25 protein-coding genes and 1 tRNA gene are annotated in these 25266 nt (G+C 67.0%); 6 read left to right on the top strand and 20 right to left on the bottom strand.

Translation table 11 applies throughout. The features are described 5' to 3' along the window. Positions 1–31: 31 nt before the first annotated feature. The 8 genes from GC150_03620 to GC150_03585 all read right to left on the bottom strand — a co-directional run bounded on the left by GC150_03620 (position 32) and on the right by GC150_03585 (position 9496). Positions 32–3175 carry a CusA/CzcA family heavy metal efflux RND transporter gene (locus GC150_03620; GenBank protein MBI1383984.1) on the bottom strand — a complete coding sequence of 1048 codons (3144 nt, stop codon included), beginning with the start codon at positions 3173–3175 and terminating at the stop codon, positions 32–34. An 8-nt stretch (positions 3176–3183) separates the two neighbouring features. Continuing rightward, positions 3184–4902 (bottom strand): HlyD family efflux transporter periplasmic adaptor subunit, encoded by a 1719-nt coding sequence (locus tag GC150_03615; GenBank protein MBI1383983.1) that lies wholly within the window; start codon positions 4900–4902, stop codon positions 3184–3186. Positions 4903–5000: 98 nt separating this feature from the next. Beyond that, on the bottom strand, positions 5001–6011 hold the full coding sequence (locus GC150_03610) for a HAMP domain-containing protein (GenBank protein MBI1383982.1): 1011 nt from the start codon (positions 6009–6011) through the stop codon (positions 5001–5003). Next, entirely contained in the window at positions 5978–6175 is a 198-nt protein-coding gene (locus GC150_03605; protein MBI1383981.1) for a hypothetical protein, read from the bottom strand. The genes GC150_03610 and GC150_03605 overlap by 34 nt, the downstream gene beginning before the upstream one ends. Positions 6176–6310: 135 nt before the next feature. Then, positions 6311–7075 carry a response regulator gene (locus GC150_03600; protein ID MBI1383980.1) on the bottom strand — a complete coding sequence of 255 codons (765 nt, stop codon included), beginning with the start codon at positions 7073–7075 and terminating at the stop codon, positions 6311–6313. A gap of 187 nt (positions 7076–7262) precedes the next feature. Continuing rightward, on the bottom strand, positions 7263–7841 hold the full coding sequence (locus tag GC150_03595) for a histidine phosphatase family protein (GenBank protein MBI1383979.1): 579 nt from the start codon (positions 7839–7841) through the stop codon (positions 7263–7265). A gap of 60 nt (positions 7842–7901) precedes the next feature. Further along, a complete protein-coding gene (gene fabI, locus GC150_03590; GenBank protein MBI1383978.1) occupies positions 7902–8720 on the bottom strand; it encodes an enoyl-ACP reductase FabI in 819 nt (272 codons plus the stop codon). A 302-nt stretch (positions 8721–9022) separates the two neighbouring features. Continuing rightward, positions 9023–9496: a hypothetical protein gene (locus GC150_03585; protein MBI1383977.1), complete on the bottom strand. Its 474-nt coding sequence runs from the start codon at positions 9494–9496 to the stop codon at positions 9023–9025. Positions 9497–9674: 178 nt separating this feature from the next. On the opposite strand from GC150_03585, the gene pdxH reads away from it, so the two are divergent. Beyond that, positions 9675–10325, top strand: coding sequence for a pyridoxamine 5'-phosphate oxidase (gene pdxH, locus GC150_03580; GenBank protein MBI1383976.1), 651 nt, complete (start codon positions 9675–9677; stop codon positions 10323–10325). 74 nt (positions 10326–10399) lie between these two features. Next, positions 10400–11158 carry an SDR family oxidoreductase gene (locus tag GC150_03575; GenBank protein ID MBI1383975.1) on the top strand — a complete coding sequence of 253 codons (759 nt, stop codon included), beginning with the start codon at positions 10400–10402 and terminating at the stop codon, positions 11156–11158. A 48-nt stretch (positions 11159–11206) separates the two neighbouring features. On the opposite strand, the gene GC150_03570 is transcribed toward GC150_03575, so the two are convergent. After that, positions 11207–12784 carry a hypothetical protein gene (locus GC150_03570; protein MBI1383974.1) on the bottom strand — a complete coding sequence of 526 codons (1578 nt, stop codon included), beginning with the start codon at positions 12782–12784 and terminating at the stop codon, positions 11207–11209. A gap of 264 nt (positions 12785–13048) precedes the next feature. On the opposite strand from GC150_03570, the gene GC150_03565 reads away from it, so the two are divergent. Further along, entirely contained in the window at positions 13049–13594 is a 546-nt protein-coding gene (locus tag GC150_03565) for a DUF3421 domain-containing protein (protein MBI1383973.1), read from the top strand. Positions 13595–13684: 90 nt separating this feature from the next. Here GC150_03565 and GC150_03560 read toward each other — a convergent pair whose 3' ends face one another. Then, entirely contained in the window at positions 13685–15079 is a 1395-nt protein-coding gene (locus GC150_03560) for an aminotransferase class III-fold pyridoxal phosphate-dependent enzyme (GenBank protein ID MBI1383972.1), read from the bottom strand. Positions 15080–15243: 164 nt separating this feature from the next. On the opposite strand from GC150_03560, the gene GC150_03555 reads away from it, so the two are divergent. Further along, the gene (locus GC150_03555) at positions 15244–16503 is read left to right on the top strand and encodes a DUF1499 domain-containing protein (protein ID MBI1383971.1); all 1260 of its coding nucleotides are present in this window, start codon (positions 15244–15246) and stop codon (positions 16501–16503) included. On the opposite strand, the gene GC150_03550 is transcribed toward GC150_03555, so the two are convergent. Continuing rightward, complete coding sequence (locus GC150_03550; protein MBI1383970.1) at positions 16331–17275, bottom strand: MBL fold metallo-hydrolase; 945 nt, start codon at positions 17273–17275, stop codon at positions 16331–16333. The genes GC150_03555 and GC150_03550 overlap by 173 nt on opposite strands. A gap of 227 nt (positions 17276–17502) precedes the next feature. Between GC150_03550 and GC150_03545 the strand changes: the two genes are divergently transcribed. After that, complete coding sequence (locus GC150_03545) at positions 17503–17796, top strand: hypothetical protein (protein ID MBI1383969.1); 294 nt, start codon at positions 17503–17505, stop codon at positions 17794–17796. A 161-nt stretch (positions 17797–17957) separates the two neighbouring features. On the opposite strand, the gene GC150_03540 is transcribed toward GC150_03545, so the two are convergent. From GC150_03540 to GC150_03515, 6 genes are all read right to left on the bottom strand, one after another. Then, positions 17958–18034, bottom strand: a tRNA-Pro gene (locus tag GC150_03540). A gap of 201 nt (positions 18035–18235) precedes the next feature. Then, positions 18236–18841 carry a 3-isopropylmalate dehydratase small subunit gene (leuD, locus tag GC150_03535; GenBank protein MBI1383968.1) on the bottom strand — a complete coding sequence of 202 codons (606 nt, stop codon included), beginning with the start codon at positions 18839–18841 and terminating at the stop codon, positions 18236–18238. Positions 18842–18908: 67 nt separating this feature from the next. Beyond that, on the bottom strand, positions 18909–19343 hold the full coding sequence (locus GC150_03530) for a hypothetical protein (protein ID MBI1383967.1): 435 nt from the start codon (positions 19341–19343) through the stop codon (positions 18909–18911). 61 nt (positions 19344–19404) lie between these two features. Further along, complete coding sequence (locus GC150_03525; GenBank protein ID MBI1383966.1) at positions 19405–19908, bottom strand: hypothetical protein; 504 nt, start codon at positions 19906–19908, stop codon at positions 19405–19407. 259 nt (positions 19909–20167) lie between these two features. Beyond that, positions 20168–20470, bottom strand: a complete 303-nt coding sequence (locus tag GC150_03520) for a hypothetical protein (protein MBI1383965.1) — start codon at positions 20468–20470, stop codon at positions 20168–20170. A gap of 193 nt (positions 20471–20663) precedes the next feature. Continuing rightward, positions 20664–21080, bottom strand: coding sequence for a hypothetical protein (locus tag GC150_03515; GenBank protein MBI1383964.1), 417 nt, complete (start codon positions 21078–21080; stop codon positions 20664–20666). A 251-nt stretch (positions 21081–21331) separates the two neighbouring features. On the opposite strand from GC150_03515, the gene GC150_03510 reads away from it, so the two are divergent. Next, positions 21332–22123: a tellurium resistance protein TerC gene (locus GC150_03510; GenBank protein MBI1383963.1), complete on the top strand. Its 792-nt coding sequence runs from the start codon at positions 21332–21334 to the stop codon at positions 22121–22123. A gap of 55 nt (positions 22124–22178) precedes the next feature. Here GC150_03510 and GC150_03505 read toward each other — a convergent pair whose 3' ends face one another. From GC150_03505 to GC150_03495, 3 genes are all read right to left on the bottom strand, one after another. Beyond that, positions 22179–22643 carry a hypothetical protein gene (locus GC150_03505; GenBank protein MBI1383962.1) on the bottom strand — a complete coding sequence of 155 codons (465 nt, stop codon included), beginning with the start codon at positions 22641–22643 and terminating at the stop codon, positions 22179–22181. Positions 22644–22667: 24 nt separating this feature from the next. Then, the gene (locus tag GC150_03500) at positions 22668–23789 is read right to left on the bottom strand and encodes a hypothetical protein (protein ID MBI1383961.1); all 1122 of its coding nucleotides are present in this window, start codon (positions 23787–23789) and stop codon (positions 22668–22670) included. Positions 23790–23948: 159 nt separating this feature from the next. Continuing rightward, positions 23949–25028, bottom strand: a complete 1080-nt coding sequence (locus GC150_03495) for a hypothetical protein (GenBank protein MBI1383960.1) — start codon at positions 25026–25028, stop codon at positions 23949–23951. Positions 25029–25266: the final 238 nt, after the last annotated feature.

Genomic DNA, 25266 nt, shown 5'->3' with positions numbered 1-25266 from the left:
TGCGAGACATGAGGTTCTCCCTTGTGGATTCTCAGAAGGCTTCGATGGCCGCCGCGTCGTCGCGGCCAGAGCGCGCCGCGTGCTCGGCCCGGGCGCTGGCGACCAGACGCTCGAGCGGACGGCGACCATACCGCAGAACGAGCACCGGCGTCAGCGCCGCGTCCAGAATGGTGGCACTGACGAGACCGCCGAAAATCGTGATGGCCACCGGGTGGAGGATTTCCTTGCCCGGCGCGTCGGCGCCGATCATCAGCGGCACCAACGCGACACCTGCAGAAAGAGCTGTCATCAGAACCGGCGTCATGCGCTCGAGGCTGCCACGCACGACGAGGTCGGGCCCGAACGGCAGGCCCTCGTGGATGGCCAGGTTGATGATGTGACTGATCTTGAGGATGCCGTTGCGTGTCGCGATGCCGGTCAGGGTGATGAAACCGATCATGCTCGCCACCGACAGCGGCTGGCCGGCCCACCACAGCGCGAAGACCGAACCGATGAGTGCGAGCGGCACGCTGCCCATGATCACGAGTGTGAAGACGACGGAGCGGTAGCGGCTGTAGAGGATGGAAAAGATGAGGGCCAGGGAGACGAGCGAGAGCAGGCCGATCGTGCGCATGCTCTCTTCCTGCGCCGCGAAGGTTCCCTCGAGACTGAAGAAAAACCCCGCTGGCAGTGAGGCGACACCCAGTTCGCGGCGGATGTCGGCGACGATGGCGGCCATGTCGCGCTCGCCGTCGGTGTTGGCGAGGACGACGATGCGGCGCTTGGCATTCTCGCGCAGGATCTGGTTGGGGCCATCGGTCTCGCGGACCTCGGCGATCTGGCGCAAGGGGATCCAGCCCGACGGCGTCTCGATGAGGAGGTTCGCCAGCCCCTCCGTCGTGCGCGCGGCATCATCGAGGCGCACGACGAGATCGTAGCGCCGGCTGCCGTCGACGAGACGCGAGACGAGCTGGCCGTTCGAGAGGCGCTCGAGCTGTTCGGTGACATGGGCCGGCTGCAGGCCATAGAGAGCCGCCTTGCGATAGTCCACGGTGATGTCGAGCTGGGGAATGCGCACCTGGCGCTCGACCTGGAGGTCGGTGAGGCCGGGGATCGCCGCGAGCTTCTGACGCATCGCCTCGGCGAGGCCGCGCAAGGTATCGAGATCCTCGCCGAAGATCTTGGGCGCGATCTCCGCGCGAACGCCCGAGAGCATGTGGTCGAGGCGGTGCGAAATCGGCTGACCGATGTTGGTCGCGACCGGCAGGACCGCGAGCCTGGAGCGAATATCCGCGATGATCTCGTTCTTGGAGCGAGCGGACGGGACGATGTCGACCTCGATCTCGGAGGAATGCACGCCTTCGGCATGCTCGTCGAGTTCGGCACGGCCGGTGCGGCGCGCGGCCAGATCGACCTCGGGCACCTCGAGGATGAGGAGCTCGGCGATGGCGCCGACACGGTTGCTCTCGGCGAGCGAGATGCCGGGCTGGAAGAGGAGATTGATCGTCAGCGTGCCCTCGTTGAAGGGCGGAAGGAAGGCGCGTGGCAGGGCGGTGGCGGCGGTGGCGGCGAGGACAACCGCGAGCGCGATCCAGGTCATCAGCAGGCGGGCGTGGGCGAACGACCAGTCGAGCAACGCGCGGTTCGCACGCTTCAGGACACGCACCAGCATGCCCTCGTGCTCGTCGAGCCGCTTCAGGCCCGGAAGCATGTAGTAGGCCATGACCGGCGTCAGGGTGATCGAGACGATGAGGCTCGCGAGGATGGAAATGATGTAGGCCTGGCCGAGCGGCGCAAAGAGCCGCCCCTCGATGCCGGAGAGCGCGAACAACGGCACGAAGACCAGGACGATGATCATGGTTGCATAGACGATGCCCGAGCGCACTTCGCGACTGGCCGAGACGACGACGTCGAAGACGCTCCTCGGGTTGCCGCGCTCGCGGTTCTCACGCAGGCGGCGAAAAATATTCTCGACGTCCACGACGGCGTCGTCGACCAGCTCGCCGATGGCGATGGCGAGGCCGCCGAGTGTCATGGTGTTGATGGAGAGGCCGAGGAGGTGGAAGACGATCGCCGTCGCCAGCATCGAGACGGGAATGGCGGTGAGCGAGATCAGCGTGGTGCGCACGTTGAGGAGGAAGAGAAAGAGGACGACGGCAACGACCGCGATCGCCTCCAGGAGCACCTTCTCGACGTTGTGGATCGACGTCTCGATGAAGTCGGCCTGGCGAAAGACGACCGTGTCGACCTTGATTGCCGGGCCCATTGTGCGCCCGAGTTCGGTCATTGCGGTCTCGACCTCGCGCGAAAGGCGGATCGTGTCGACATCGGGCTGCTTTTCGACCGAGACGATCACGGCCGGGCGACCCATGAAGCCGGCCTCGCCGCGCTTCAGTTTGGCCCCGAAGCCGACATCGGCGACCTGGTGCAAATAAACGGCCCTGCCGTCGCCGGCACGCACCACCACGTCGCGCAGGTCCTCGAGGCTGAGCGTGCGGCCGATGTTGCGGATCAGGAACTCGCGGTCGTACTGGTCGGCGAATCCACCGCCGGTGTTGGTGCCGAACTGACGCAGCGCGCTTTCCAAGGCATCGAGCGAGACACCCAGCGCGCGCATCGCGGCCGGATTGGGTGCGACGCGATACTGGCGCACCTCGCCGCCGATCGGGATCACCTGGGCAACGCCGGGGATGGTGAGGAGGCGCGGACGCACGACGAAATCGGCGAGTTCGCGCAGCTCCATCGGGCTCGCGCTCTCGGAGGTGATCGCGAACAGCAGGATCTGGCCCATGATGGAATTGATCGGCCCCATCTGCGGCGTCACGCCTTCGGGGAGCTGCTGGGCGACGATCGTCAGGCGCTCGGCGATCTGCTGGCGGTTGCGATAAATTTCGGTCGACCAGTCGAACTCGACATAGACGATGGAGAGGCCGACACCGGAGACCGAGCGCACGCGCGTTACGCCCGGCAGACCGTTCATCTGCGTCTCGATGGGGAAGGTGACGAGTTGCTCGACCTCGGTGGGCGCCAAGCCCTCGGCCTCCGTCATGATGGTGACCGTCGGCCGGTTGAGATCGGGAAAGACGTCGACCGGCAGCTGTGCCGCGGTCAATGCGCCATAGAGCACGAGGACCAGGGCCGCGGCCAAGACCAGCAGGCGGTTGCGGAGCGATTGGGTGACGAGAAAGCCGAACATGCCCAGCCTCAGCGGATCTGATTGAGCAGTTCGGCACCCTGCGTGACGATGCGCCGGCCACGGTCGAGGCCCGCGACAATCAGCACGCGAGCCGCGTCGAGCGGCTCGAAGCGCACTTCGCGCGGCACGAAGCGCTCGGCGTTGGTGTGTTCATAGACGATGCTCTGGCCATTCGTGCTCCGCAACACCGCCTCGCGCGGCAAGGCTATGCCAGGAGTCGAGACGGTGCCCGAAGCGAGCACGGTGACGAACTGGCCGATGCGCAGGCCCGATGTGTCGCCCTCGACACGAAAATGCACCGGTAGCGCCTGGTTGCGGTTCGCCATGCCGGTGCCGAGGTAGGCGAGCGTCAATCGCTGGCCGCCCGTAGCGAGCCCCTCGGCCTGGCGGTCCATGGCACTCGGCTCGAAGGCCAGGGCTTCGACGATGAGGCTCGCGGGATCGACGATCTCGAAGACGATCGCGCTCGGTTCGACGATCTGGCCCGCGATGGCGTTGGCAAGCGCGATCACACCGCTGACCGGAGCAACGAGCGGCTCGGGACGCCGCGGCGCGCGGGCCAGATTGGCTCGCCGCTCATTGAGGCCCTTCAGCTCGATTTCCGCGTCCTCGATCTGGCTACGGGCAATCAGCCGCTCGATGGAGCGCAGCCGCTGGAGCTTCCTGGTAACCGAGGCGATCTGCTGGTCGAGTTCATGGGCCTGCTGCTGCTGGTCGATGGCGTCGGCGGTGGCGAGCGACGGCTGGACCATGGCGAGCACCTCGCCGGCTGCAACACGCGCGCCGAGCGGCGGAAAGCCGCCTTCTCGTGGCGTCAGGCGGCCGGTGACGGTCGGCTGCACGAGGCCGCTGGCGTTGGGGTCGGCGATGATCCGTCCTGGCAATTCGATGGCGCGGCGGTGCTCGGCGATCTCTGTGAAGAGAGTCCGGATGGCGAGGATGCGCTGGGTGGGCTTGGGCACGAACAAGGCGCCGTCGGCGAAGCGCTGGGCGAGATCGCGCGCAAGCACGGCGTCGGACGCCAGCGCGGGCGACTGCTCGCCACGCGCCGAGCCCACCTGAAAGGCGAGGAAGGTGATCAGAGCCGCGGCAGCTAGGATCGAGAACAGCACGAGACGTTTGAGGACGATCAGCATGGCGAGATTGCCGGCAACGAAGGCGCCGATCGCCATCAGCCAGAACTTCTGATCGACGCTCGTGGCGCGCTGGCGCAGTTCCGAGGCGAACGCGGAGTCGCCCAGCCAGCCGAGGACGATGGCCGGCAGGTCGCCGCCCGAGACGACCGGCTGGGGTGCGGGCGGCGGCTCGGGCACGACGAGAGTTGCCGCGAGGATGTCGATGACGTCGCCCGCGATGACCGTGATCGCGAGATCGTGACGCCCCGGTTCGGCAACGAAGGGCGCCGCGGCGACATAGGTGCCTTCACCGGCCTCGGTCAGCGTCAGGACACCGATGGGCGAGTCGACTTGGATGGAGGCCCCGGCGAGGGGCGCATTCGTGCGGAATTCGTCGAGGTGGACGACGAGGTCGCCACCCCGCGCGACGGCCACCAGCTCGATCTGCTCGGACGATGCTTCGACGCGCGGCGCGATCGTCGTGCTTACGGGCGGCGGTGGCGCACCGTGGTCATGGCCTTCGTGCGCGCCGGCATCGCCTGACACCAGAGCGAGCGTCGCCGACACCAGAAGGCCGCACACAATTCGTCGGCCCCAACTGGTCCCGATCATATCCCGATGCGTCATCGTTCACCCTGCGGCGCAGTCCCACTCGCTCCAGCATGCCGCAAGCCGTGTGACGGCGCGTTGCGGGTTTGTAACGAATTGTTTCAGCGCACAGGCAGCGGCAGTCGGATCGTCGCGCTAAGGCCGCCCTCGGGTCGGTTGGCGAGCGCGAGGCTGCCTCCGTCGGCCTCGACGGCTGCACGGGCGATGGTGAGGCCGAGGCCGACGCCACCGGTCTCGGCATTGCGCGAATCCTCGAGGCGCACGAACGGTTCGAGCACGTTCTCGAGGTGGTCCTCGGGAATGCCGGGGCCATCGTCCTCGACCGTGACCACGGCATGGGCGGCCTCGAGCCGCAATTCGACACGGACCTCGCCGCCGAAGCGCAAGGCGTTGTCCACGAGGTTGGTGACGGCGCGCTTGATGCCGAGATGGCGGGCTTGAACCACGGCATGGTCGGGCGCCACGAGCGTCGCACTGCGGCCGGCGTCGACCGCGTCGTCGACGATCGTGCCCAGCAATGCGACGAGATCGACCGGACGCCGCGGCTCGCCTGCTCCGTCACCCCGCAGGTAGGCGAGGGTGGCGGAAATCATCTGCTCCATGTCGCCGATGTCGCGCCCGATCGCGTCACGAAGGGCCGGATCGCCGACTTCGTCGAGGCGCAGGCGAAGCCGCGTCAGGGGGGTTCTGAGGTCGTGCGAAACGGCTGCGAGCGAGCGGGTGCGCTGGGCGACGGAATCGGCGACGCGCCGCTGCATGGCGTTGAAGGCCGAGGCGAGTTCGCGCACCTCGCTCGGACCGGTTTCCGCAAGCGGCGAGGGTCCATCGTCGGGTCGCAGACGGCGCACCCGGCCGGCCATCTCGACGAGGGGACGTGAGAGCCAGCGCGCCACCACGAAGGCGAGCAGCGCGACGCCGACCGCCATGAGGCTGGTCGATAGTAGCGCGCCGTGCCGGGCCTGGCGGGGGCGCCTGGTATCGAACAAGCTGACGTTGAGCCAAGTCGAATCGGGCAGACGAATGGAGAGTAGCGCGACGTGCGGATCTTCGCCCGTGCCGAGAATGATGTCGGCCGGCGTCAGTTCGATCGCCAGATCGGCAATCCGCCGCACGAGTTGGCGCCAGGCCTCGCCCCCCGGTCCACCGGGCGCGGCGCCCCGGGTCTCGTTCCAATGGGCCTCGAGCGGGCCGCTCGAGAGTTCGTGCGCGAGGGCCTCGCGACGGGCCGGGGGCACGGCGACGACGCTGCGCTTGATCGAGACGATGCGCTCGGCAAGTGCCGCTTCGCGCGCCGCCGAAACCTCGCCCTCCAGCGCCCGCTCATAGGTCCAGAGGCTCAGCACGTGCATCAACGTGATGGCGAGCAGCGAGACCAGCACGAGCCGGCCGACGAGGGTATCGAGGCCGCGCATCACGCGCGAGTCACCGCCGGCACCAGCATGTAGCCAGCGCCGCGGACCGTCTTGACCAGGCCCTGGCCGTCGCCGCCGGAATCGAGCTTTTTCCGCAGACGGCTGACCTGGATATCGATGGCGCGGTCGAAGCCGGTGGCGATGCGATGCTTGGCGGCATCCATCAATTGGTCGCGGCTCAGCACGCGCTGCGGATTCTCGAGAAACGTCAGAAGGAGATCGTATTCACCGGTCGAGAGATCGACGATGACGCCGGAAGGATCGGTCAGTTCGCGGCGGCGGATGTCGAGCGTCCAGCCCGCGAACACCAGACGCTCGACCAGCGTGGCGACCGGCTCCTGGACGGAGCGGCGCACGCGCCTCAGGATGGCGTTGATGCGGGCGAGCAGCTCGCGCGGGTTGAAGGGCTTGGCGAGATAATCGTCGGCGCCGAGTTCGAGCCCGACGATGCGGTCGGTGTCGGAGGCGAGCGCCGTCAGCATGATGATCGGAAGCTGCGATGTCGTGCGCAGCTCCCGGCAGAGTTCGAAACCGTTGCCGCCCGGCAGCATGACATCGAGGATGACGAGATCGACGTGGCCCTCGGCGATGGCGGCCCGCATTTCACGGCCGTCGCGGGCAGCCGAAACGCGGTAACCGTGCTCGCGCAGGAAGCGGGAGGCGAGCTGGCGGATCTGCTCGTCGTCGTCGACGATGAGGATATGGGCCGGCGCATCGTGGCGCGGCAGCAGGGCCGTCTCATCGGTGGTCTGACTGTTGCTCATCGATCCTTTGCCACGCGCAACACCATCCGGGTGTCATCTCGTTTCTGCGCCACATGTGCTGATACCACGCTTTGCCTTGCCGGCCAGTCGGCTCGTCGAAGGCCTGTCCGCCCGTGGCCATGGGTGTGCGGATGCCCGGGACCTCCCAGCCGGTCAGGCGTGCGATGTCGCCATCCCTCGGCCGGCCTCAGAGCCAGTCGATCTCGCGCCCGTCGATGCGCAGGACCTCGTCCTGCGGGGTGCGCAACTCGGGGATCTGGTGTCGAGGCAAGGCGAGCAGGTGACCGCGTAGCGCTCGTGAAACCCCGCCGTGGGAAACGACGACGAGGGCTTGCCCGCCCTCCAGCCCCGCCACCCAAGCCGCCACACGGCGCGTCAGATCGGCGTAGCTCTCGGCCTTGCCCGGGGGGCGAAACCCGAAGGGATCGCGAGCGCGCATGGCGAGGGCGTCCGGTTCCTCGGCGTGAAGATCGGCCCAGCGGCGACCTTCCCAATCGCCGAACGCGATCTCGGTGAGGCGATTGTCCGTGGCGTAGTCGTCCGGAGTGAGACCCATTTCGCGGCGGATCAGCGCCATGGTTTCGCGGGCGCGCGCAAGTGGGCTCGCAACGAAGTGAAAGCGGTCGGGAGCTCCGATCAGTTCGGCGAGCCGGCGACCGTTGCGGGCAGCCTGGGCGCGCCCGAGGTCGTTCAACGGAATGTCGCGGCCGCCCTGGAGCCGGCCCTCGGCATTCCAATCCGTCTGACCATGACGGACGAAGTAGATTGTGGCACCTCGAGGCCGGGACACGGCTCGATCTTCCTCATCGCGATCCCGCCCGGACCGTCATTCGCGGTTGACGGAAATATCTGGCGCATCCTCGTTCTTCATGCCGACCACGTGATAGCCGCTGTCGACGTGGTGGACCTCACCGGTCACTCCGCGCGCGAGGTCCGAAAGCAAGTAGACGCCAGCGCCGCCGACCTCCTCGATCGTCACCGTCCGGCGCAATGGCGAGTTGTATTCGTTCCATTTGAGGATGTAGCGGAAATCGCTGATGCCGGAGGCCGCGAGGGTCTTGATCGGACCAGCGGAAATGGCGTTGACGCGGATGCCGCCCTTGCCGAGGTCGGCGGCGAGATAACGAACGCTCGCCTCGAGCGCGGCCTTGGCGACGCCCATGACGTTGTAGTGCGGCATGACCTTCTCGGCGCCATAGTAGGTCAGGGTCAGCAGGGAGCCGCCATTCGGCATGAGGCGCTCGGCACGCTGGGCGATGCTGGTGAAGGAGAAGCAGGAGATCAGCATCGTCTTGGAGAAGTTGTCGGCGGTGGTGTCGACGTAGCGTCCGTCGAGCTGATCCTTGTCGGAATAGGCGATCGCGTGGACCACGAAATCGAGCGTGCCCCAGCTGCGTTCGATGGTGGAGAAGACCGCATCGATGCTCTCGGGGCGGGTCACGTCGCATTCGACGACAATGGAACTGGCGACCTCGGCGGCGAGCGGCTCGACACGCTTCTTGAGCGCATCACCTTGGTAGGTGAAGGCCAGTTCGGCGCCGGCCGTGTGGCACGCCTTGGCGATGCCCCAGGCGATCGAGCGGTTGTTGGCGACCCCCATCACCAGACCGCGCTTGCCCCTCATGAGGCCGACAGCATCTGCCATGAGCCCAGCATCCCCTCTTGCCAACATGTTGCAGACCGTCGGCGAGCCGACCGCGAAACATTCGCCCGGCGGGCGCTTCCTGGCTGAAAGGGCGGCCTCGCCGAGCGCCGGCATCCTACACCATTGCCTCGGGCGGTCCAGATCGCGCGCAAAGCAGTTGGGCAGGGGGGCGACGGTTGCACGGCAAGCGTGGCAGTGATGCCCGGATCGGCAGTAGGCCGGAGCGCACCGCGAGGGGGGGGCCACGAGGCACGAGGCGGAGCGACACGGCGCCGATCCGCGCATCCTCGATCGAGCGTGATTCAGCTCGCGAGCAGCCAGACGCCGGTCGCCTCGCGGCAGGCTATGCCTTCGATCCGACGGGTTACCGTGCCCGCGCTCAGGCCGAGTTCGATATGCCGGCAGACGCGCCCCTCGGAATCGCGGAAGGACGACGTCGGACGGACAACACCATGCAAGCGGCTCGTCGTGCGGCGCCAGACGAAGCTCGCGCCATCGGCCACTTCCATCAGGGCGTACTGAATCGCCTCGAGCGTGGCGCGATGATCGTTGTCGTCGAGGGCGGCGAGATCGGCTTCGACGTTGGCCCCCTCGGGCGACTCGATCGAAGTGCCCGCGGCCCAGGAGCCGAGCGTGCCGCTGGCGAGGGAAGGATCGGTCGCCGGGCCCGTCAGCGGACCTCCGGCCGAGGCCGAGGTCGACAGGACGGCGATTGCAAGAGCGCCGACGGCGAGCATATTTTGAGCGTGACGAGCCACGCCGAGAAAACTACGCATCACTGGAACCGTACACTGGACATCACTCTGGCGGGACACCCCGCCGACCAGATGGATGTTGCGCCATCGTGGTTAATGCCCGGTGAAGGCATGTTCAAGGCGGGGCCAGCAGCGGCGGGCAAGCCGCGTATGCCCGCAAGGGCCTGTGCAAAAGATGGCGGCGAGCGAGGAAACGAGCATGAGCGAAACGGCCGACGGCGACCACTCGGGACCGGCCAACGTCGCCGGGGTAGAGGCCTTCGGGGCCACGCACGAGCCGTTCCGGCGGTTCGCGGAATGGTTCGACGAAGCCGCCGCCAGCGAGCCGAACGATCCGAACGCGATGGCGCTCGCGACCGTCGACGCCACGGGTATGCCCAACGTGCGCATGGTCCTGCTGAAGGGTTTCGACGGCGATGGGTTCGTCTTCTACACGAACCTCGAGAGCCAGAAGGGGCGGGAGATCGCGCATTGCGCCAAGGCCGCGCTCTGCTTCCATTGGAAGAGCCTGCGCCGACAGGTCCGCGTCAGGGGAGCGCTGCAGGGGGTGAGCGAGCAGGAGGCCGACGAGTACTATCACAGCCGGCCGCTCGGCAGCCGCCTCGGCGCCTGGGCCTCCAAGCAGTCGCGCCCGCTCGAAAGCGCGCACGCTCTCGAGGCCGCCGTTGCCGCATACACCGCGCGTTACGCCCTCGCCACCCCACCACGCCCGCGGCATTGGTCGGGATTTCGCCTCGCACCGATCGAAATCGAATTCTGGCGCGATCGCCCGTTCCGGTTGCACGAGCGGATCGTCTTCAGGCGCAGCCGTCCGGATACCCGTTGGCACGAGGAGCGGCTCTATCCTTGAGCGGGTCTCCATAACGCCTCAGTGCGACCGCAAGGCCCGGACCGGCCCGTCAGCCGGACAATGGAGGACCGATAATGCCTAGTCAGAGCAACGAGCCGCGCAAGACGCTGATCCTCACAGGGGCCAGTCGCGGGATCGGCCATGCCACGGTGAAACGCTTTTCCTCGGCCGGCTGGCGGGTGATCTCGTGCTCGCGCCAGCCCTTTCCCGAGAACTGCCCGTGGGAGGCCGGCCCCGAGGACCATATCCAGGTCGATCTCTCCAGCCCCGGGGACACCGAGCGCGCCATTACCGTCATGAAGGAACGGCTCGAAGCGAACGGTTCACGCCTCAATGCACTCGTCAACAACGCGGCGATCTCGCCGAAAGGACCGGGCGGCAGCCGGCTCGGCACCATCGAGACGCCGCGCGAGGACTGGATGACCGTATTCCAGGTGAATTTCTTTTCGTCCGTCATGCTGGCACGCGGCCTCATGAGCGAGCTGGAGCGCGCCCAGGGCGCCGTGGTCAACGTCACCTCGATCGCCGGCAGCCGCGTGCATCCGTTCGCCGGAGCGGCCTATGCCACATCGAAGGCCGCCCTCGCGGCGCTGACGCGCGAGATGGCGCACGATTTCGGCAGCCGCGGCATCCGCGTCAACTCGATCTCACCGGGCGAAATCCAGACATCCATTCTCTCTCCGGGGACGGAAAAAATCGTCGAGCAACAGATTCCGATGCGCCGGCTGGGCGATCCGGCCGAGGTCGCCAAGGCGATCTATTTCCTCTGCACGGACGCTTCGAGCTACGTCAACGGCGCGGAACTGCACATCAACGGCGGTCAGCACGTCTGACCGTTCGCTCCGATAGGATTATAATCCCTCGCGAGGTCGGCGCGGAGATCAGCGAGCCGGTGTGACCAGGAGGTCGACCATGATGGGGCAGCGCCGGGGGAGGCGGGCCGCCCAATCCGCGACGGGCGGTGCGGCGGCGCCAACCGGCGGAGGCGTCCAGCCTTGCGGGACTTCGTAGTTCAGCAAGGCCGAGTTGGCGATGCTCGCAATCGCCGGCATCGTGCGGCCGATCACCAGGAACTCGTCGGGATCGCGGCCGGTACCTCGCTCTGACGTCTCCGCAGGCGCGTGCCGTCGCGTGCGGCAGACGTCGGGCGTTCCGAAAGGCGGAATGGCGATCACACCGCGTGCGGCGGCGACGTCGGGCGGCGGCCCGACCGAACTGACGAAGCCGGTCTTGACGGACGGTTTTCCATCCAATTCGATATCGCCCCCCGCGCCCGCCGGGGCGAACCGGTCGGGTGCGATCTCCGAGTGACGATCGTTGCGTCCGGTCTCGCCGGCCTCTTCGGCCATTTCCGCTCCGTTGCCCGAGGGCGGTGTGTCGCTTGCCGGAGCGGTCTCGCCGGCCACGCCGAGGAAGGCGAGCACGCTGGCCAGGAGTCCATTTTCCTTCTCTTCGACCGGCGGCGACCCGACGGCAGCTGGGGTCGCGGGCGCTGGCGTCGCGGCTTCGTCCTGACGCATCGCCTCTCGCTCGCGCGCGAGACGATCGGCAAGGCGCTCGTTGGGGGCCCGGCTCGGCGGATTGAATTGCGGGAGGCGGACCTCCTTGCCGGGCGTCGAAACGGTCAACAGGGGATCGTCGAATTTTTCGGGCAGCGGCGCGATCCGGGAGGGCATCAGGGGTGGTTGCGGCGGCGCTTCGGCACCCACCCCGTGCAACGCGGCCCAGAGCGGATGTCGCTGGCTGTCGAGCACCTCGCCGGGCGGCGGCAGCGGTCGGGCGAGGCGGCCGGCAACGACATAGGCGATGCCGGCCCGCTCGCGGCGGCCCATCCAGTCCGCGATGAGTTCGGACTGGCGCAAGAGCGCCGTGCAGGCTGGCGCCGTCGGGGACACCGTCGGCTCGCACCCTTCGAGGAGATCGGCCGAGAGAACCCACACCGTCTCACCGGCAAAACGCACCTCGAGCGCGGTCGCAGCGCGCGGTCGCAGCCCGGCCCGCACCGCGCCCTGATCGACGAATTCGGGAAGGTGCTGCTGGCGCATCGCCCGGATCAATTCGGAACGCCGGACGGCGATGGCCGTGTAACCGAGGTCGTCCGCACCGATCGCGCTTTCGGCACCACCCGACGAGCGCACGTCGGTGATCGCCTGGCGCGAGAAGACGACGTGATGGGTGCGCGCGGGAAAGAGCCGGCGCAGGGCCTGAAGGTTGGAGACGCCCTGCAATGCAACGACATCGGCGTCGAGCTTGCCGGCAACCTGCGCCAGACGTTCGAAATCCTCCTGCGGTCTTGCCATTCGGCCGCCGGTGCCGTCGGGCATCGAGAGAGCGAGCCCACCGAGATGCCAGGAGGCGATACGCAGTCGGGGGCGATCCTCGGCGCGCGAGCCTGGTAGGGGCATGGTCATTGCGAGCGCGAGCGCCATGAACGCGAGGAGGAGACGGGGCAGGACCAACCGACAACGACCCGGCTGCGGATCCGCGATCCACCCGAGGCGTGTCGGATAGCGTTGTCGCGCCAGATGCTCTTGCACCGCTCGGCCCACCCCCTTCGTGTCCGTGCCGCAAGGACGAGGCGGCAATGGCGAACGCGCGACCGGTGATGCCTTCCCGTAACTTGGGGATGCCGCTTGGATCGTCGGAAAGGCTATACGAGTCGCGGCGGAGCCGAAAGCACCGGCCCTGCCGAACCGGGTGGCCGGAGCGACATACGATGTCCGATGCCGAACCCGAGCGAAGAGGAGACGAATATGCCGAAGCAAGACCGTCACGGCCTTCGGGCCGCATCGGCCGCGGGCCTCATCGCGATCGTGTCGCTCATAGCGGGTACGGCCGGGGCCGCTGACGGTTGGACCCCGGCAAGCGGCGGGCATGCCACCGCCGAGGCGGTGGTCGGTGGCTGGGAGGCGAACGGCGAGCGGCTCTTCGTCTGCTCGGCGAAATTCAACGGCGGAATCCACGCCGGCAAGGTCCGCGCGCAGTTCGGCGGGTGCAACATCGGCTGGGGCGGCCGCGAACACACGGTCGCGCAATACTGGGTGCTGACCGGCGCAGGGTTCAGTTGGTGGCCGACAGCGGGCGGCCATGTGCCCCGGCACGCGGTGCAGGGCGGTAACGAACAGGATGGCGAGCCGCTCTACGTGTGCCGCGCCTTCTTCAATGGCGGCATCCATGCCGGCAAGGTCCGCGCGCAATTCGGCGGGTGCAACATCGGCTGGGGCGGCCGCGAACACACGGTTCGAGACTACGAAGTGCTGGTGCGCTGACGGCCGGCGACAACGGCATCGGCCGGATTGCCCGGCCGATGTGTTGGGGTGTGGTGGGCAGGCAATAGGGCTCGCCGTCGCGGTCCCCCGTCAGGCAGCGAGCAGCCTTTCGCCCTTGGCCCAGTCGAGGACCTTGTCGAGGCCGCGCTCGACACTGTCGAACATCTCATCGATCTGGGCGTGTGTGATGATCAGCGGCGGGCAGAAGGCCAGCGCATCGCCGATGAGGGCCCGCAGGATGACGCCCTCCTGCTGGCACATGGCAACCGCCTTGCCGCCGACGCCCTTCTTGGGATCGAAGGCGGTCTTCGCCTTCTTGTCGGCAACGAGTTCGACCGCGCCGATCAGCCCGACGCCGCGCGCCTCGCCGACAAGCGGATGGTCGGCGAGCGCCCGCAGGCGCTTCTGGAAGGTCTTGGCGACGTCCTTGACGTGGCCGACGATGTTGTCGCGCTCGTAGATTTCGAGCGTCTTGAGCGCCACAGCGCAGCCGACCGGGTGGCCGGCGTAGGTGTAGCCGTGGCCGAACGTTCCGATCTTGCGACTTTCATCGAGCATGGCCTGATACACCGGCTCGGAAATGGTCACGGCGCCGAGCGGGACGTAGGCGGAGGTCAGCGCCTTGGCGACTGTGATGGTGTCAGGCTTTATGCCGAATGTCTCGGAACCGAACATGTTGCCGGTGCGCCCGAAACCGCAGATCACCTCGTCGGCGATCATCATGATGTCGTGCTTGGCGAGCACTGCCTGGACCTTCTCGAAGTAGGTCGCCGGCGGCACCACGACGCCACCCGCGCCCATCACCGGCTCGGCGATGAAGGCGGCGACGGTCTCGGGCCCCTCGCGCTCGATGAGGGCCTCGAGTTCAGCGGCGCAGCGGCTCGCGAAAGCCTCCTCGCTCTCGCCCGCCTCGGCCTGACGATAATGATGCGGGCAGCGCGTGTGGTGGACACGGGCCATCGGCAGGTCGAAGTCCATGTGCACCGGACCGAGACCGGTCAAGCTGGCGGCGGCGACCGTGACACCGTGGTAGCCGCGCTCGCGCGAGATGATCTTCTTCTTGGCCGGCTTGCCCCGCGCATTGTTGTAATACCAGAGCAACTTGATCTGTGTGTCGTTGGCCTCCGAGCCGGACGACGAAAAAAGTACCTTGGAGGCCGGCGCGGGCGAAATCTCCTTGAGCTTCTCGGCAACCGCGATCGCCGGCTCGTGGCTCTTGCCGCCGAAGATGTGGGTGTAGGCGAGCTTCGACATCTGCTCGCGCGCGGCTTCGATCAACTCGGCGTTGCCGTAGCCGAGTGCGGTGCACCAGAGACCGGCCAGCCCTTCGATGTACTTGCGCCCCTTGTCGTCGTAAACGTAGACACCCTCCCCGCGGTCGAGGACGGTCGGCCCGGTCTCGCGGTGCGTCGCGAGATTGGTGTAGGGATGGATGAGCGTCTCGATGTCCCGTACGTCGGCATTCGAGAGTTTGGGGTTGGTCATGGCCTCGTCATCCTGCAACTTGTCCTGGACACAATCGTTAGTCGTCCGACGGCCAAATTTCAAAGCAATTGATCTTGCAGCAAGGCCACATCATCTCGATAAGCGGGCCACACCACTAAACTCATTTGTGCCCATGTGTTAGAAATCGATTCGTTGCTGGTGAGATGCTGGGTCTTGCCGCCTGCAACTCGATAGAGCTGACCCCGCAGATACAAGTCAATCCGAGCCAATCGATGCTGCTCACTGGAACGCAACGCTGCTCTTTTGCCGACTGGGCCGCGCGCCTGGCGTTCTTTGCTGTGCAACTACTCATAGTTGCCATCGCGCTACATCGGTTCGCTGGTCTCGCAACGCCCGTGGCCTTGAACATCGCGGCGCTGGCCTTCGCGATCGCGGCGCTCGGCATGCTGATGGCCTTCGTCAGTTTCGTGCGAATCTGGCGCGAGGGCATGGGCGGCCTCACGCAGGCGGTGTTCGCGATGCTCCTCGGCATCGGGCTCCTCGCCTGGCCGGCAGCCGTCTTGCCGGCCTACTATGCGCTGCCGGAGATCAACGACATCACGACGGACGTCACCACGCCGCCCGAGTTCGTGCGGCTCGCCGCGCGCCCGAAGATGGCGAATCCCGCGACCTATGGTGGCTCCGACATCGCCGAGTTGCAGACCGAAGCCTATCCCGACATCCGGCCCATCAAAGTGCTGCGGCCCGCCGTCGAGGCCTTCGAAATCACCCGCAATGTCATGGAAAAGCGCGGGCTGAGGATCATCACGGCGGTCGCGCCCGCGGGCGACGAAAGGGCCGGCGTGATCGAAGCGGTCGACAAGACGATGGTTCTCGGCTTCGACGACGATCTCATCGTGCGGGTCACCACGCTCGAGGAAGGGTCGCGGATCGACGTGCGCTCGGCCTCGCGGTTCGGCTCACACGATTTCGGGCGCAACGCCATTCGCGTTCGTGAGCTCCTCAAGCAGCTCAATGCCCGGCTCGACACCGGCAGCGGTTCGACCGCGCTGCTCAGCCCGACGACCTCCGCGTTCGTCGCGCATTCGGCCGAGATCACCGAAGACGAGGCCGCAACGGTGCTCCCGCCGTCTCGGACCTCGCCGCCCCTCGGCTCGCGGCAGCGCGGCTCGCGCACGCCGGAGCTGCCCGTTCGCGCGACGGCACCAATCGACAAGTCGCGGCCCGCCGCGAGAGCCAAGCCAACTCCGAGACCTGCCGAGCAAGCCCGGCCCAAGCCGCAGCCCCGGCCTACGCCGGCCGCGGCGGCACCGAAAAAGACGAGGGTTGTCCGCGCACCCGAAGTTCGACGGCCAGCCCCCGCTCCGAAAGCCACTCCAGCTGCGCCTCAACCTGCAGCCGCGCCGCCGCCATCAAGTTTTCAGCCAGGCCTTGGTGGACACGCGCAGTCACGGAATCGATAGTCGCCGGCCCCTCTGCCAGCACATCGAGAATGGCGGCTTCACGCATCCTGCGATGCATCAGGAAGGCCTTGACCAGCCGGCGGGGCTGGCGGACGACGTCACCGTGCCCGGGGAGATAAAGGCGATCCGCGTCGGCGGCGTAGAGGCGCTCCAGCGAGTCCATGTAGTGCGCCATGCGGCCTTCCGGCGGGATGACCACGGTCGTGTTCCAGCCCATCACGTGGTCGCCCGTGAAAAGAATGCCCCCCTCCAGCAGTCGGAAGGCGACATGGTCGGGTGTGTGCCCGGGGGTATGGACCACCTCGATCGCGCAATCGCCTGCCTCGACACGCTCGCCGTCGCGAAGGCCGATGTCCGGCACGAAGCTCGTGAGCGCCGCCTCACGGATCGATTTTTCCGAGGCGGCCGGTTCGCCAGCGCCGGCGGCGGGCGCCTGGCCGGTCGAGGTCACCACGGCGTCCGCGGCACCATAAACCGAAGGGGCGATCGCCAAAGACGGCGCACCGGTGAGGTGCTGAAGGCGCTCGAGGCCGCCGATGTGATCGCGGTGCGTATGCGTAACCAGGATGTGCGTGATCGGGCGCCCGGCGGCGGCACGCACGATCGCCTCGACGTGGGCCGCGTCGTCCGGACCGGGATCGACGAGGGCGAGGCTCTCGCGGCCGATGAGATACGAATTCGTCCCCTTGAAGGTCATCGGACCTGGGTTGGCCGCAACGAGGCGCAACACGGCTGGAGCCAGCTCTTCGGCAGTGCCGTATTCGACGATCATCTCGCGATCGAGCGGCAGTTGGGGGTTCGTCGCCATTCTCGGGCAAGCTCCTGTTTCGTTGCTGGTCTCGATACCGCGAGCGCGCAATGACCGCCAGTCGCCAAGCAATGTCCTGGCACCTGTTCACGCGAATTCACGAAACGATCGCGCAGGCTTGGTTCGCGGCGCGGTTTCGAGTGCTCTATCGAGGTGACGTATTGGATCGTCAATCGGATCGGGAGCACGCCATGCTGGCTCGTTCACTCATCGTGGCCGTCTGCGGCCTCACACTCGTCGTCGCCGGAGCGACTGCGTTCTTTGGAACGCATTCCGTCAAGGCAGAGAGCGCAGCATCTGGAACGACGACGAGCGTGCCGGGCGGCACGTCGAGCAATCTGGCGGCGGGTTCCTCGCCGGCATCGAACGCCGGCGCCCAGACCGCTGGCAACACCGCGAGCGGATGCAAGCAGGGTTACGTTCGCTCGAACTCCACCGGTAAGTGTGTGCGCGCGCGTCGCGGCTCCACCAGCGGCTCGCACTGAACGGTCGCGCGAGGCACGCCCGAAACGGATAGAAAAGCGCTGAAACGCCAAGGGCTGGCCGGGCAACGTCCGGCCCGAAAGCGTTTGCCGAGCGGCCGGGGCGAACCGCACTGCACTCGTTTCCACGATCCCGCCGTCGGCGGTCCAACTCATTGAAAAATTGGTCGGAGTGGCAGGATTTGAACCTGCGACCCCCTCGTCCCGAACGAGGTGCGCTACCAGGCTGCGCTACACTCCGACGCTTGCGGCAGCCGACCAAGCGGCGCCTCGGGAAATCGCCATGCCGCGCAATCGGGCGCCACGGCGGAGCCGCCGGACCCACGGCCCGACGAGAACGAGGTCTATAGCGATGCGGCCGTCAGCGGGCAAGGCGAAAAGCGCTGGCCGCCGAGGCCGGGAGATCACTTGGCCGACAGTTCGCGGTCCGGAACCTCCCGGCTCAGGCCCACGGCCGCGCAAGGCGGGCCTTTTCCTCGAAGCTGGCGATGCGATCGGCCTTCTGAAGGGTGAGACCGATGTCGTCCAGGCCGTTGAGAAGGCAATGCTTGCGGAAGGGATCGACGTCGAAGCGGATAATGCCGCCGTCGGGTCCGCGAATTTCCTGGGCCTCGAGGTCCACCGTGATGGTCGCATTGGCACCGCGCCGGGCATCGTCCATCAGCTTGTCGACGTCGGATTGCGGCAGCTTGATCGGCAGGATGCCGTTCTTGAAGCAGTTGTTGAAGAAGATGTCGGCGAACGAGGGCGCGATGATGCAGCGGATGCCGAAGTCGAGGAGCGCCCAGGGGGCGTGCTCGCGACTGGAGCCGCAGCCGAAGTTCTCGCCCGTCACCAGGATTTCGGCCTTGCGATAGGCCGGCTGGTTCAGCACGAAACCCGCGACCTCGGCGCCATCGGCATCATAGCGCATCTCGGAAAAAAGGGCGCCGCCGAGGCCGGTGCGCTTGATGGTCTTCAGATACTGCTTGGGGATGATCATGTCGGTGTCGACGTTGATCATCTCGAGCGGGGCGGCAACGCCTGTCAACGTCGTGAACTTCTGCATTCGGCTTCTCCCCGAGGCGGCCCGTCGAGCGGACGGAGCCGGCGGCCTGCGCGCGTCACCCCGAGCCTCAGGTCCGAAGGCGGTCGGCGAGCGAGCGAAAATAGCCCTCCGCCTCCTGCAGTCTGACCATCCCGCGCGGGTCCGCCCTGAGGGCGTCCGGCGATCGTGTCAGCTCGATGAGCGACTTTGCCCGCCTTTTAAGGACGGCGAGCTTGGCCGCGTCAAGCTGGCCGCGCATCAGGCGCGCGACATCCTCGCCATGACCGGCGAGGCGACCGAGTTCGTGCTCGAGGGAGCGACGCGCCGAACGCATCGCGCGCGCCGGCCGGGTCGAGCCGCTGGAGAGCGCTTCACCGGCCCGCGCCAGGGTGTCGGCAATCCCGTCGCAATAGCGCGCGAGGCGCAATCGGCGCTCGACGTCCATGCGTGCGAGGGCCTCGAGCCAGCCCCGAAGGCTGTCGGCAAGGGAAACGAGGCGGGTGGCGATGTCGGTGACCGGCATTGCGCCAGTTTAGCCGCTCCGCGCACGGCGTTGACAACCCGCGCCAGCGGGCTGGCCAGCGTCAGTGGATCGTCGGATCGGCGAAGCAGGCGCGCATGATCTCGCAGCGCTTGGGACCGGACCAGTGCATGGACGAGCCTGCGGACGGCTTGATGAAGCTGCAGATCTGAGCAAGCCCCGTCTCGTCGAGCCAGCCCTGACGACGACCGCGTTGGACCGCGAAACAATCGGCCCTCTCCTCGTCCGGGCCGCGGAACTGATGACCGCATTCGTGACTGAAAATCCAGAGTTTGACCGCCGTCGGCAAACCTTCCATCCGTTTCGGATTGAGGATGAGGAACGTCGGATAGGCGGCGGCGTAGTCGTCGAGGGTCGGGTCGATCACCGTCGGCCGACGACCGCAGATCATGCGCTTGCCGTCGATCCGGACCTGGCCGTAGGCGATGACGCTGGCCTCCTCGCCGACGTGGGCGAGGTATTCCTCGACGGTCGGCCCCTCGGCGACGGCTGGCCGGCCGAGCCCGAGGCACACCGCCAGAAGTCCCGCGAGGGCCAGGGCGAGCACGCGCTGCCTCGAACGCGCTGGCGTCGTTGGGACGATCGTCGAGCTAGGTTTGGTCATCGGGCAACCAGCGATTCGGCGGAACGGGCGCTTGCACCATAGCCCCATGCGACCTCGATCGGCAAAGGGACTATGGCGTCATGGCGATCTTCGTTGTGTTGCCCGTTCCTGGCGAACGCGTGTCGATGGTGCGGCCATCGACGGGCATTCAACGGGAACACGGCGCCTGCCCGCGCTCGCCGGCCGGTCGCAACCCACGGCCTCAGGCGTCCTCGGTGACCACGATCAGCTGGCGGACGCCGACGACGCGGCGCAGCATGGCCTCGACCAGCTCGGCTTCGTGGCGCGACACCCCGACGATCCGCATATCGATGGACTGCCAGCTGCCATCGCCATCCTCGCGCGAGGCATGCAGGCGTGTCGGCACCAGCCCCATCTTGGCGAAGGGCTCGACGAGACGAGGCAAGGTGCCGGGTTCGGCAGTGGCGGTGACATGAAAGAGCGCGCGAACACGATCGCGGACGGGCTCTGTCCCGGCAGCGCCGGGGAGCGAATATGCGGACATCGAACAACCTCGAGCTGGACAAAAACGACGGCGGCATTCCCGGTGCCCTCAGGCAGCCGGGCCGCTAATTCGCCTCGTCGCGTATCCAGCAAGGTCTCTGTCCATGGCGTATGCTTACACGATGAGCGTTAACAATCACAATAGGGCAAGCCTCGGTGCCGCCCCGGCGTGACGCCTTCGTGCGATGCCCCGCTCATGGGCCGGGCTCGTCCGCCTCCTCGATGGCCTCCATGTCGTCGTCGGAGAGACCGAAGTGGTGGCCGATCTCGTGCACCAGCACGTGGTTGATGACCGCGGCGACGGACTCGCCCTCGTGCCAAGCGAAATCGAGGATCGGCTGACGATAGAGGAAGACGACGTCCGGCAGATCGCCACTCGCGGCCACGCTGCGCCGATCGCGGCTGATGCCATGGTAGAGGCCAAGCAAGTCGTGGCGCGAGACCAACCCGAGGGCATCGAGCGTCTCGCGGTCCGGCCATTCGGCAACCTGCAGGACGACCTCGGCGGCCAGCCCACGAAATGGCTCGGGCAAGGCCGCGAAGGCACGGTCGGCCTCGTCGGCGAAAGCCTTGGGGGAGAGTCGCAGCAGGGTCTCGTCGGCGCTGGTCATCGCGGTGATCTGGGCGTCGGTGCGCTTTGCATCAAGATCGATCCGTGCGGCGCAAAAGGGTGTGTACGCCAGATTCGATGTTGTCCTCGCCCGGCGAACGGGTGCAAAGACGTTTCGGGGGAAATCTGCACGCGGTGTCCGTCGTCGGCGCGATCGCGCGAACGGCCCGCATCCATCGAACTCGTCGAAGCGCCATCGCAACCAACGCGAGCCGCTCGATCCATGCAAATGCCATTGAAGGGGGGACGACCTTGGCCGACCTGTTCACGATCGAGAACCTATTCACGCTCGCCATGCTGGTGATGCTGCAGGCCGTCCTCGGCTTCGACAACCTGCTCTATATTTCGATCGAATCGAAGCGCGTGGCGGTCGATCGCCAAGCCTACGTGAGGCGCGTCGGCATCGCGCTCGCCATTGCGCTGCGGATCGTCCTTCTCTTCGTGCTCATGGCGGCCATCGCGAGCTTCCAGGCGCCGATCGCCCACATCGCCTGGCCAGGTTTCATCGAGGGTGAGCTGACGGTCCACGCCCTCATCGTGCTCGCGGGGGGCGTCTTCATCATCTACACCGCCTTCAAGGAAATCGCGCACATGCTGTCCGTCGAGGAAATCGACAAGACCAATGGCAAGGCGCGGCGGTCGGTGCCCGGAGCGATCTTCTGGATCGTCTCGATGAACCTCATCTTCTCGTTCGACTCGATCCTCTCGGCGATGGCGCTGACGAAGAACTTCTGGCTGATGGCCACGGCCGTGGTGATCTCCGGCGCGATGATGATCTATCTCGCCGACACCGTTTCGGAATTCCTCAAGCGCAACAGGATGTACGAGGTCCTCGGGCTCTTCATCCTCTTCATCGTCGGCATCATGCTGCTCTCGGAAGGCGGTCACCTCGGGCATCTCGAGTTCTTCGGATATCCCATCGAGCCGATGGCCAAATCGACGTTCTACTTCACGATCTTCGTGCTGGTGGCGATCGACATCGTGCAGGGGCGCTACCAGCGCAAATTGCTGGCGCAGAAGCAGCGCGAGCTGGCGGACGCCTGAACAGGCGCGGTCTTGCAGGGGTGGAACAGCCACCAACCGCTGGCGCACCACGGTGTCACGCCGGCACGTCGACCTCGATCTCGGCGGTGATCATGCCGTCGTTGGTAACGAAGGCACGGTGGTCGGTGGCCTGGAGCGTCACCAGCAGGCGGTGGCGGCCCTGCGCCAGGCGGCCGAGGGAGATGATCGGGGCGAAAGCCGTCGCGATCTTGCGGCCCCGGCTGTAGACATGGGCATGGCCGACGACGCGTCCTTCCTCGGCCGGCCGGCAGATCGCCAGGAACCCGAAGTTCGTGACGTCGAGGCGAAGTGTCCAGCTGCCGTCGACCTCGCGCTCGGCGCTCGCGGCGGTGATCACGGGGGCCGGGACGTCCGCCGGCACCGGCTGGAAGAGGATCCGGGAGGGCTTGCCGTCCAATGTCGCGAGTGCTCCGGCGACGGTCGCGAGCGAGACCACGAAGACGGCAACCGCGAGCGCGATGCGTGTCCGCAGGCCCAGTTGCACGGACTGCTCGATCATGGCTGCTCCTCCTTCCCGAAAGCTTCAGATGCCGCGCGAGAGCGTGCCGATCACGTAGGGACCGCGGGCCCGGCCGTCAGCCGGTGCCAGGGGCCCGTTCGACACCGATGCGCGGGACTGGCGGTCTGCGGTCAGCGGCGCGGCGAGCGGCCAGCCGCGACCGACCAGTGCGAAGACGAAGGCCGTGGCATAGAGGTTGGCGTGCAGCAGCGGGGATTCGCCGAGCGAGATCGCAAAGAACGTGAAGGCGCCGACCAGGACCAGCGAGACGGGGCGAACGAGGAGGCCCGTGGCCAGGACGAGACCCGCGATCAACTCGACCGAACCCATGACGAGAGCGGCCAGGTCGAGCGGCATGCCGAAGGTCGGAACCTCACCCGAGCGCAGAATCGCCATCAGCAGTTGCGGCGACTGGAACTTGTAGCTGAGCGCCAGCCAGACGAAGCCGAGACCGGTCGCCGCGAGTGCCAGGCGGTGAACGAGGTCGACGACCCAGGCCGGGCGCACGGGCGCGCTCGGCAGTAGCGCGAGCCGGCCCGAACCGACCACCAGGATGAGAGCGGCCGGGGCAACGAAGTGCGGCAGATAGCTGACGAACGGCGTGCCGAAGAGCAGCAGGCCGAGCAGCGAAAGCGCGATCACAAGCGCGGCCATCAGGCGCGTGGCAAAGCCCGAGGCGAGCCCGAGCCCGATCAGGACCTGCAAGGGGGCGAGCACGATCCAGTAGCCATCGAGCAGACGGAGCTGCATGTCCGGCACGAAGAGGGTCGGCGCCTCGGCGATGGCCGTGCCGTGGGCGGGCAGGAGCGCGAGACCGGCGGTGAGCAGCATGATGGCGAGGCCGAGGCGCAGGATGAATGGCGCCCACTCGGCGGCGGCGGTTGCGATCGGCGCCAGGAGCCGTTGCTCGATCGTTGCCCATTGCGTTTCGAGAACGACGGCGGCAGCGGCGATGCTGGCCAGCGCGACGACGATGAAAAAGGCGGGGAACGGGGCGGAAAAGAGAGTCGGCAATGGTGCGCGGGACAGCTCGATCATTTCCTCGGGCGTCAGCAGCCATGCCTCGTGGGCGAGCACCCCGGTGGACGCGACAACCGTGCCGAGACCTGTCAGGGCGACTATTGCGGTGGCGCGACGAGCAGTCATGGTCCTCTCCAACGGTTCACGAGAACCGAATGGAGTGGTCAGACACGATCGTGTGATCTGGGTCGCCGGCGCCTCGGAAGCAGACGCCGGGCTGGCTGCAGCGCCCGGCTCATAGCCGAAATACCGGCGCCCGGCCCCGGAGAATTCGGGGGCCGGGTCTCAGGCCTGGCGCAGGACCGAGGAGGCGTGCACCTGGTCGATCAGCGGGATCAGGCCTTCGACGCCGGAAAGATAGTCGCGCGCGTACTCCGCGAAGGCGACCCAGTTGTTCACCGCCTCCTCGCGGGAGGCGCCTTCGCCGGTCAGGTGCGAGCGGACGCGAAACAGCATGCGCTCGAGGTCGTCCTGATAGGGAACCTTGGCCTCGTCCATCAGGACCAGGATGTCGTCGATCTGGGCGACCGTGCGCTGCTCGGGACGGGCGTTGGCCCGGGTGGTCGGCATGGAGACCCCGACATGGCCGCGGTCGTGCACATTGTGGTGCTGGGGCTGGGTCGTCGACGGTTCGGCGCGCTGCATGGCGCGCCCGCCAGCGGCCGTGCCGCCATGGCCGGCAGCGCGGCCATGCTCGGCGCCACCGTTCACATAAGCAGCCGTGGACGCGCCAGCCTGAGCCTGGCGCAGGTGGCCACCGTCGCCGACCATGTCGGGCTCGAAGCGCGCGTCCTGGCCATGCTCGTGGTGGTGCCCCTGCGCCGGTTTGCCGCGCGCGGTTTGGCCCTGGCGCTCGTCGTGCGGCGCGATGATCTGAGCCTCGCCAGCGCGGCCGGCCGGCAGTGCCGGAACGGTATCGATACTGCCGCGCGAGAGATCGATGCGAATGGACGGGACCGCGTTCTCGGTCGCGATGGCCTGCTTGATGTGCTGGAAGACGGCGACGAGCAATTCCTCACGCGCCGCCGGTATCGCGACCTTGGCGCCATCCGAGGCGGCCACGATGACGGCACTGCGCAATTCGAACAGCAGGTAGCGCCCGATCAGCGCGAGCGCGAGCCCCGGCACCGCCGCAAGCAGGCCCAAGAGGTTCATCGGGCCACCGAAAACGAAAGCGTCGACACTCGAATAGACCGCAAGCCCCAGCAGCCCCAGACCGGCGAGCAGAAGGAGCAGACCGACGATCATGCCCGGTATCGAGCGGCGACGCACCCGAACCGAGGTGACCTGGGACAGGTTGACGATGTGCGATCCGAAGTCGATCACACGATCCGTAATCTCGAAACGACTGGAGGCGTGCGACATGGTGACCGCTCTGAAGGCGAATCCGGCAGATGCGATCCTATTGAGCGCCCCGCCGCGACACAACAATGATGATCGGGCTACAGTAACTTTCCGACCTTGATTTGACGATCCTGCGATTTCTCTGGGCCCCTCGAAAGGCGCGGCTGCCTCGAATGGAGGGGGCGCGCACGCTTGCCGCCCCGTGTGCCAGCCGCTAGAGAGGCCGCGAGCCCTCACCCCCCTCAACCACGGCTCGAGG

It is taken from the genome of Hyphomicrobiales bacterium (assembly GCA_016125495.1).
Classification (GTDB): Bacteria; Pseudomonadota; Alphaproteobacteria; order Rhizobiales; family RI-29; genus RI-29.
The sequence above is the reverse complement of the archived record's forward strand: the minus strand, read 5'-3'. Positions and strand labels throughout refer to the sequence as shown.

Excerpts from the sequence above, each read along its gene's own strand:
- GC150_03560 (MBI1383972.1), bottom strand. The coding sequence starts at position 15,079 with ATGACCAACCCCAAACTCTCGAATGCCGACGTACGGGACATCGAGACG.
- GC150_03620 (MBI1383984.1), bottom strand. The coding sequence starts at position 3,175 with ATGTTCGGCTTTCTCGTCACCCAATCGCTCCGCAACCGCCTGCTGGTC.
- GC150_03495 (MBI1383960.1), bottom strand. The coding sequence starts at position 25,028 with ATGTCGCACGCCTCCAGTCGTTTCGAGATTACGGATCGTGTGATCGAC.
- GC150_03500 (MBI1383961.1), bottom strand. The coding sequence starts at position 23,789 with ATGACTGCTCGTCGCGCCACCGCAATAGTCGCCCTGACAGGTCTCGGC.
- GC150_03600 (MBI1383980.1), bottom strand. The coding sequence starts at position 7,075 with ATGAGCAACAGTCAGACCACCGATGAGACGGCCCTGCTGCCGCGCCAC.
- GC150_03520 (MBI1383965.1), bottom strand. The coding sequence starts at position 20,470 with ATGTCCGCATATTCGCTCCCCGGCGCTGCCGGGACAGAGCCCGTCCGC.
- leuD (MBI1383968.1), bottom strand. The coding sequence starts at position 18,841 with ATGCAGAAGTTCACGACGTTGACAGGCGTTGCCGCCCCGCTCGAGATG.
- GC150_03505 (MBI1383962.1), bottom strand. The coding sequence starts at position 22,643 with ATGATCGAGCAGTCCGTGCAACTGGGCCTGCGGACACGCATCGCGCTC.
- GC150_03550 (MBI1383970.1), bottom strand. The coding sequence starts at position 17,275 with ATGATCGTCGAATACGGCACTGCCGAAGAGCTGGCTCCAGCCGTGTTG.
- GC150_03515 (MBI1383964.1), bottom strand. The coding sequence starts at position 21,080 with ATGACCAGCGCCGACGAGACCCTGCTGCGACTCTCCCCCAAGGCTTTC.
- GC150_03530 (MBI1383967.1), bottom strand. The coding sequence starts at position 19,343 with ATGCCGGTCACCGACATCGCCACCCGCCTCGTTTCCCTTGCCGACAGC.
- GC150_03545 (MBI1383969.1), top strand. The coding sequence starts at position 17,503 with ATGCTGGCTCGTTCACTCATCGTGGCCGTCTGCGGCCTCACACTCGTC.
- fabI (MBI1383978.1), bottom strand. The coding sequence starts at position 8,720 with ATGGCAGATGCTGTCGGCCTCATGAGGGGCAAGCGCGGTCTGGTGATG.
- GC150_03555 (MBI1383971.1), top strand. The coding sequence starts at position 15,244 with ATGCTGGGTCTTGCCGCCTGCAACTCGATAGAGCTGACCCCGCAGATA.
- GC150_03585 (MBI1383977.1), bottom strand. The coding sequence starts at position 9,496 with ATGCGTAGTTTTCTCGGCGTGGCTCGTCACGCTCAAAATATGCTCGCC.
- pdxH (MBI1383976.1), top strand. The coding sequence starts at position 9,675 with ATGAGCGAAACGGCCGACGGCGACCACTCGGGACCGGCCAACGTCGCC.
- GC150_03615 (MBI1383983.1), bottom strand. The coding sequence starts at position 4,902 with ATGATCGGGACCAGTTGGGGCCGACGAATTGTGTGCGGCCTTCTGGTG.
- GC150_03575 (MBI1383975.1), top strand. The coding sequence starts at position 10,400 with ATGCCTAGTCAGAGCAACGAGCCGCGCAAGACGCTGATCCTCACAGGG.
- GC150_03565 (MBI1383973.1), top strand. The coding sequence starts at position 13,049 with ATGCCGAACCCGAGCGAAGAGGAGACGAATATGCCGAAGCAAGACCGT.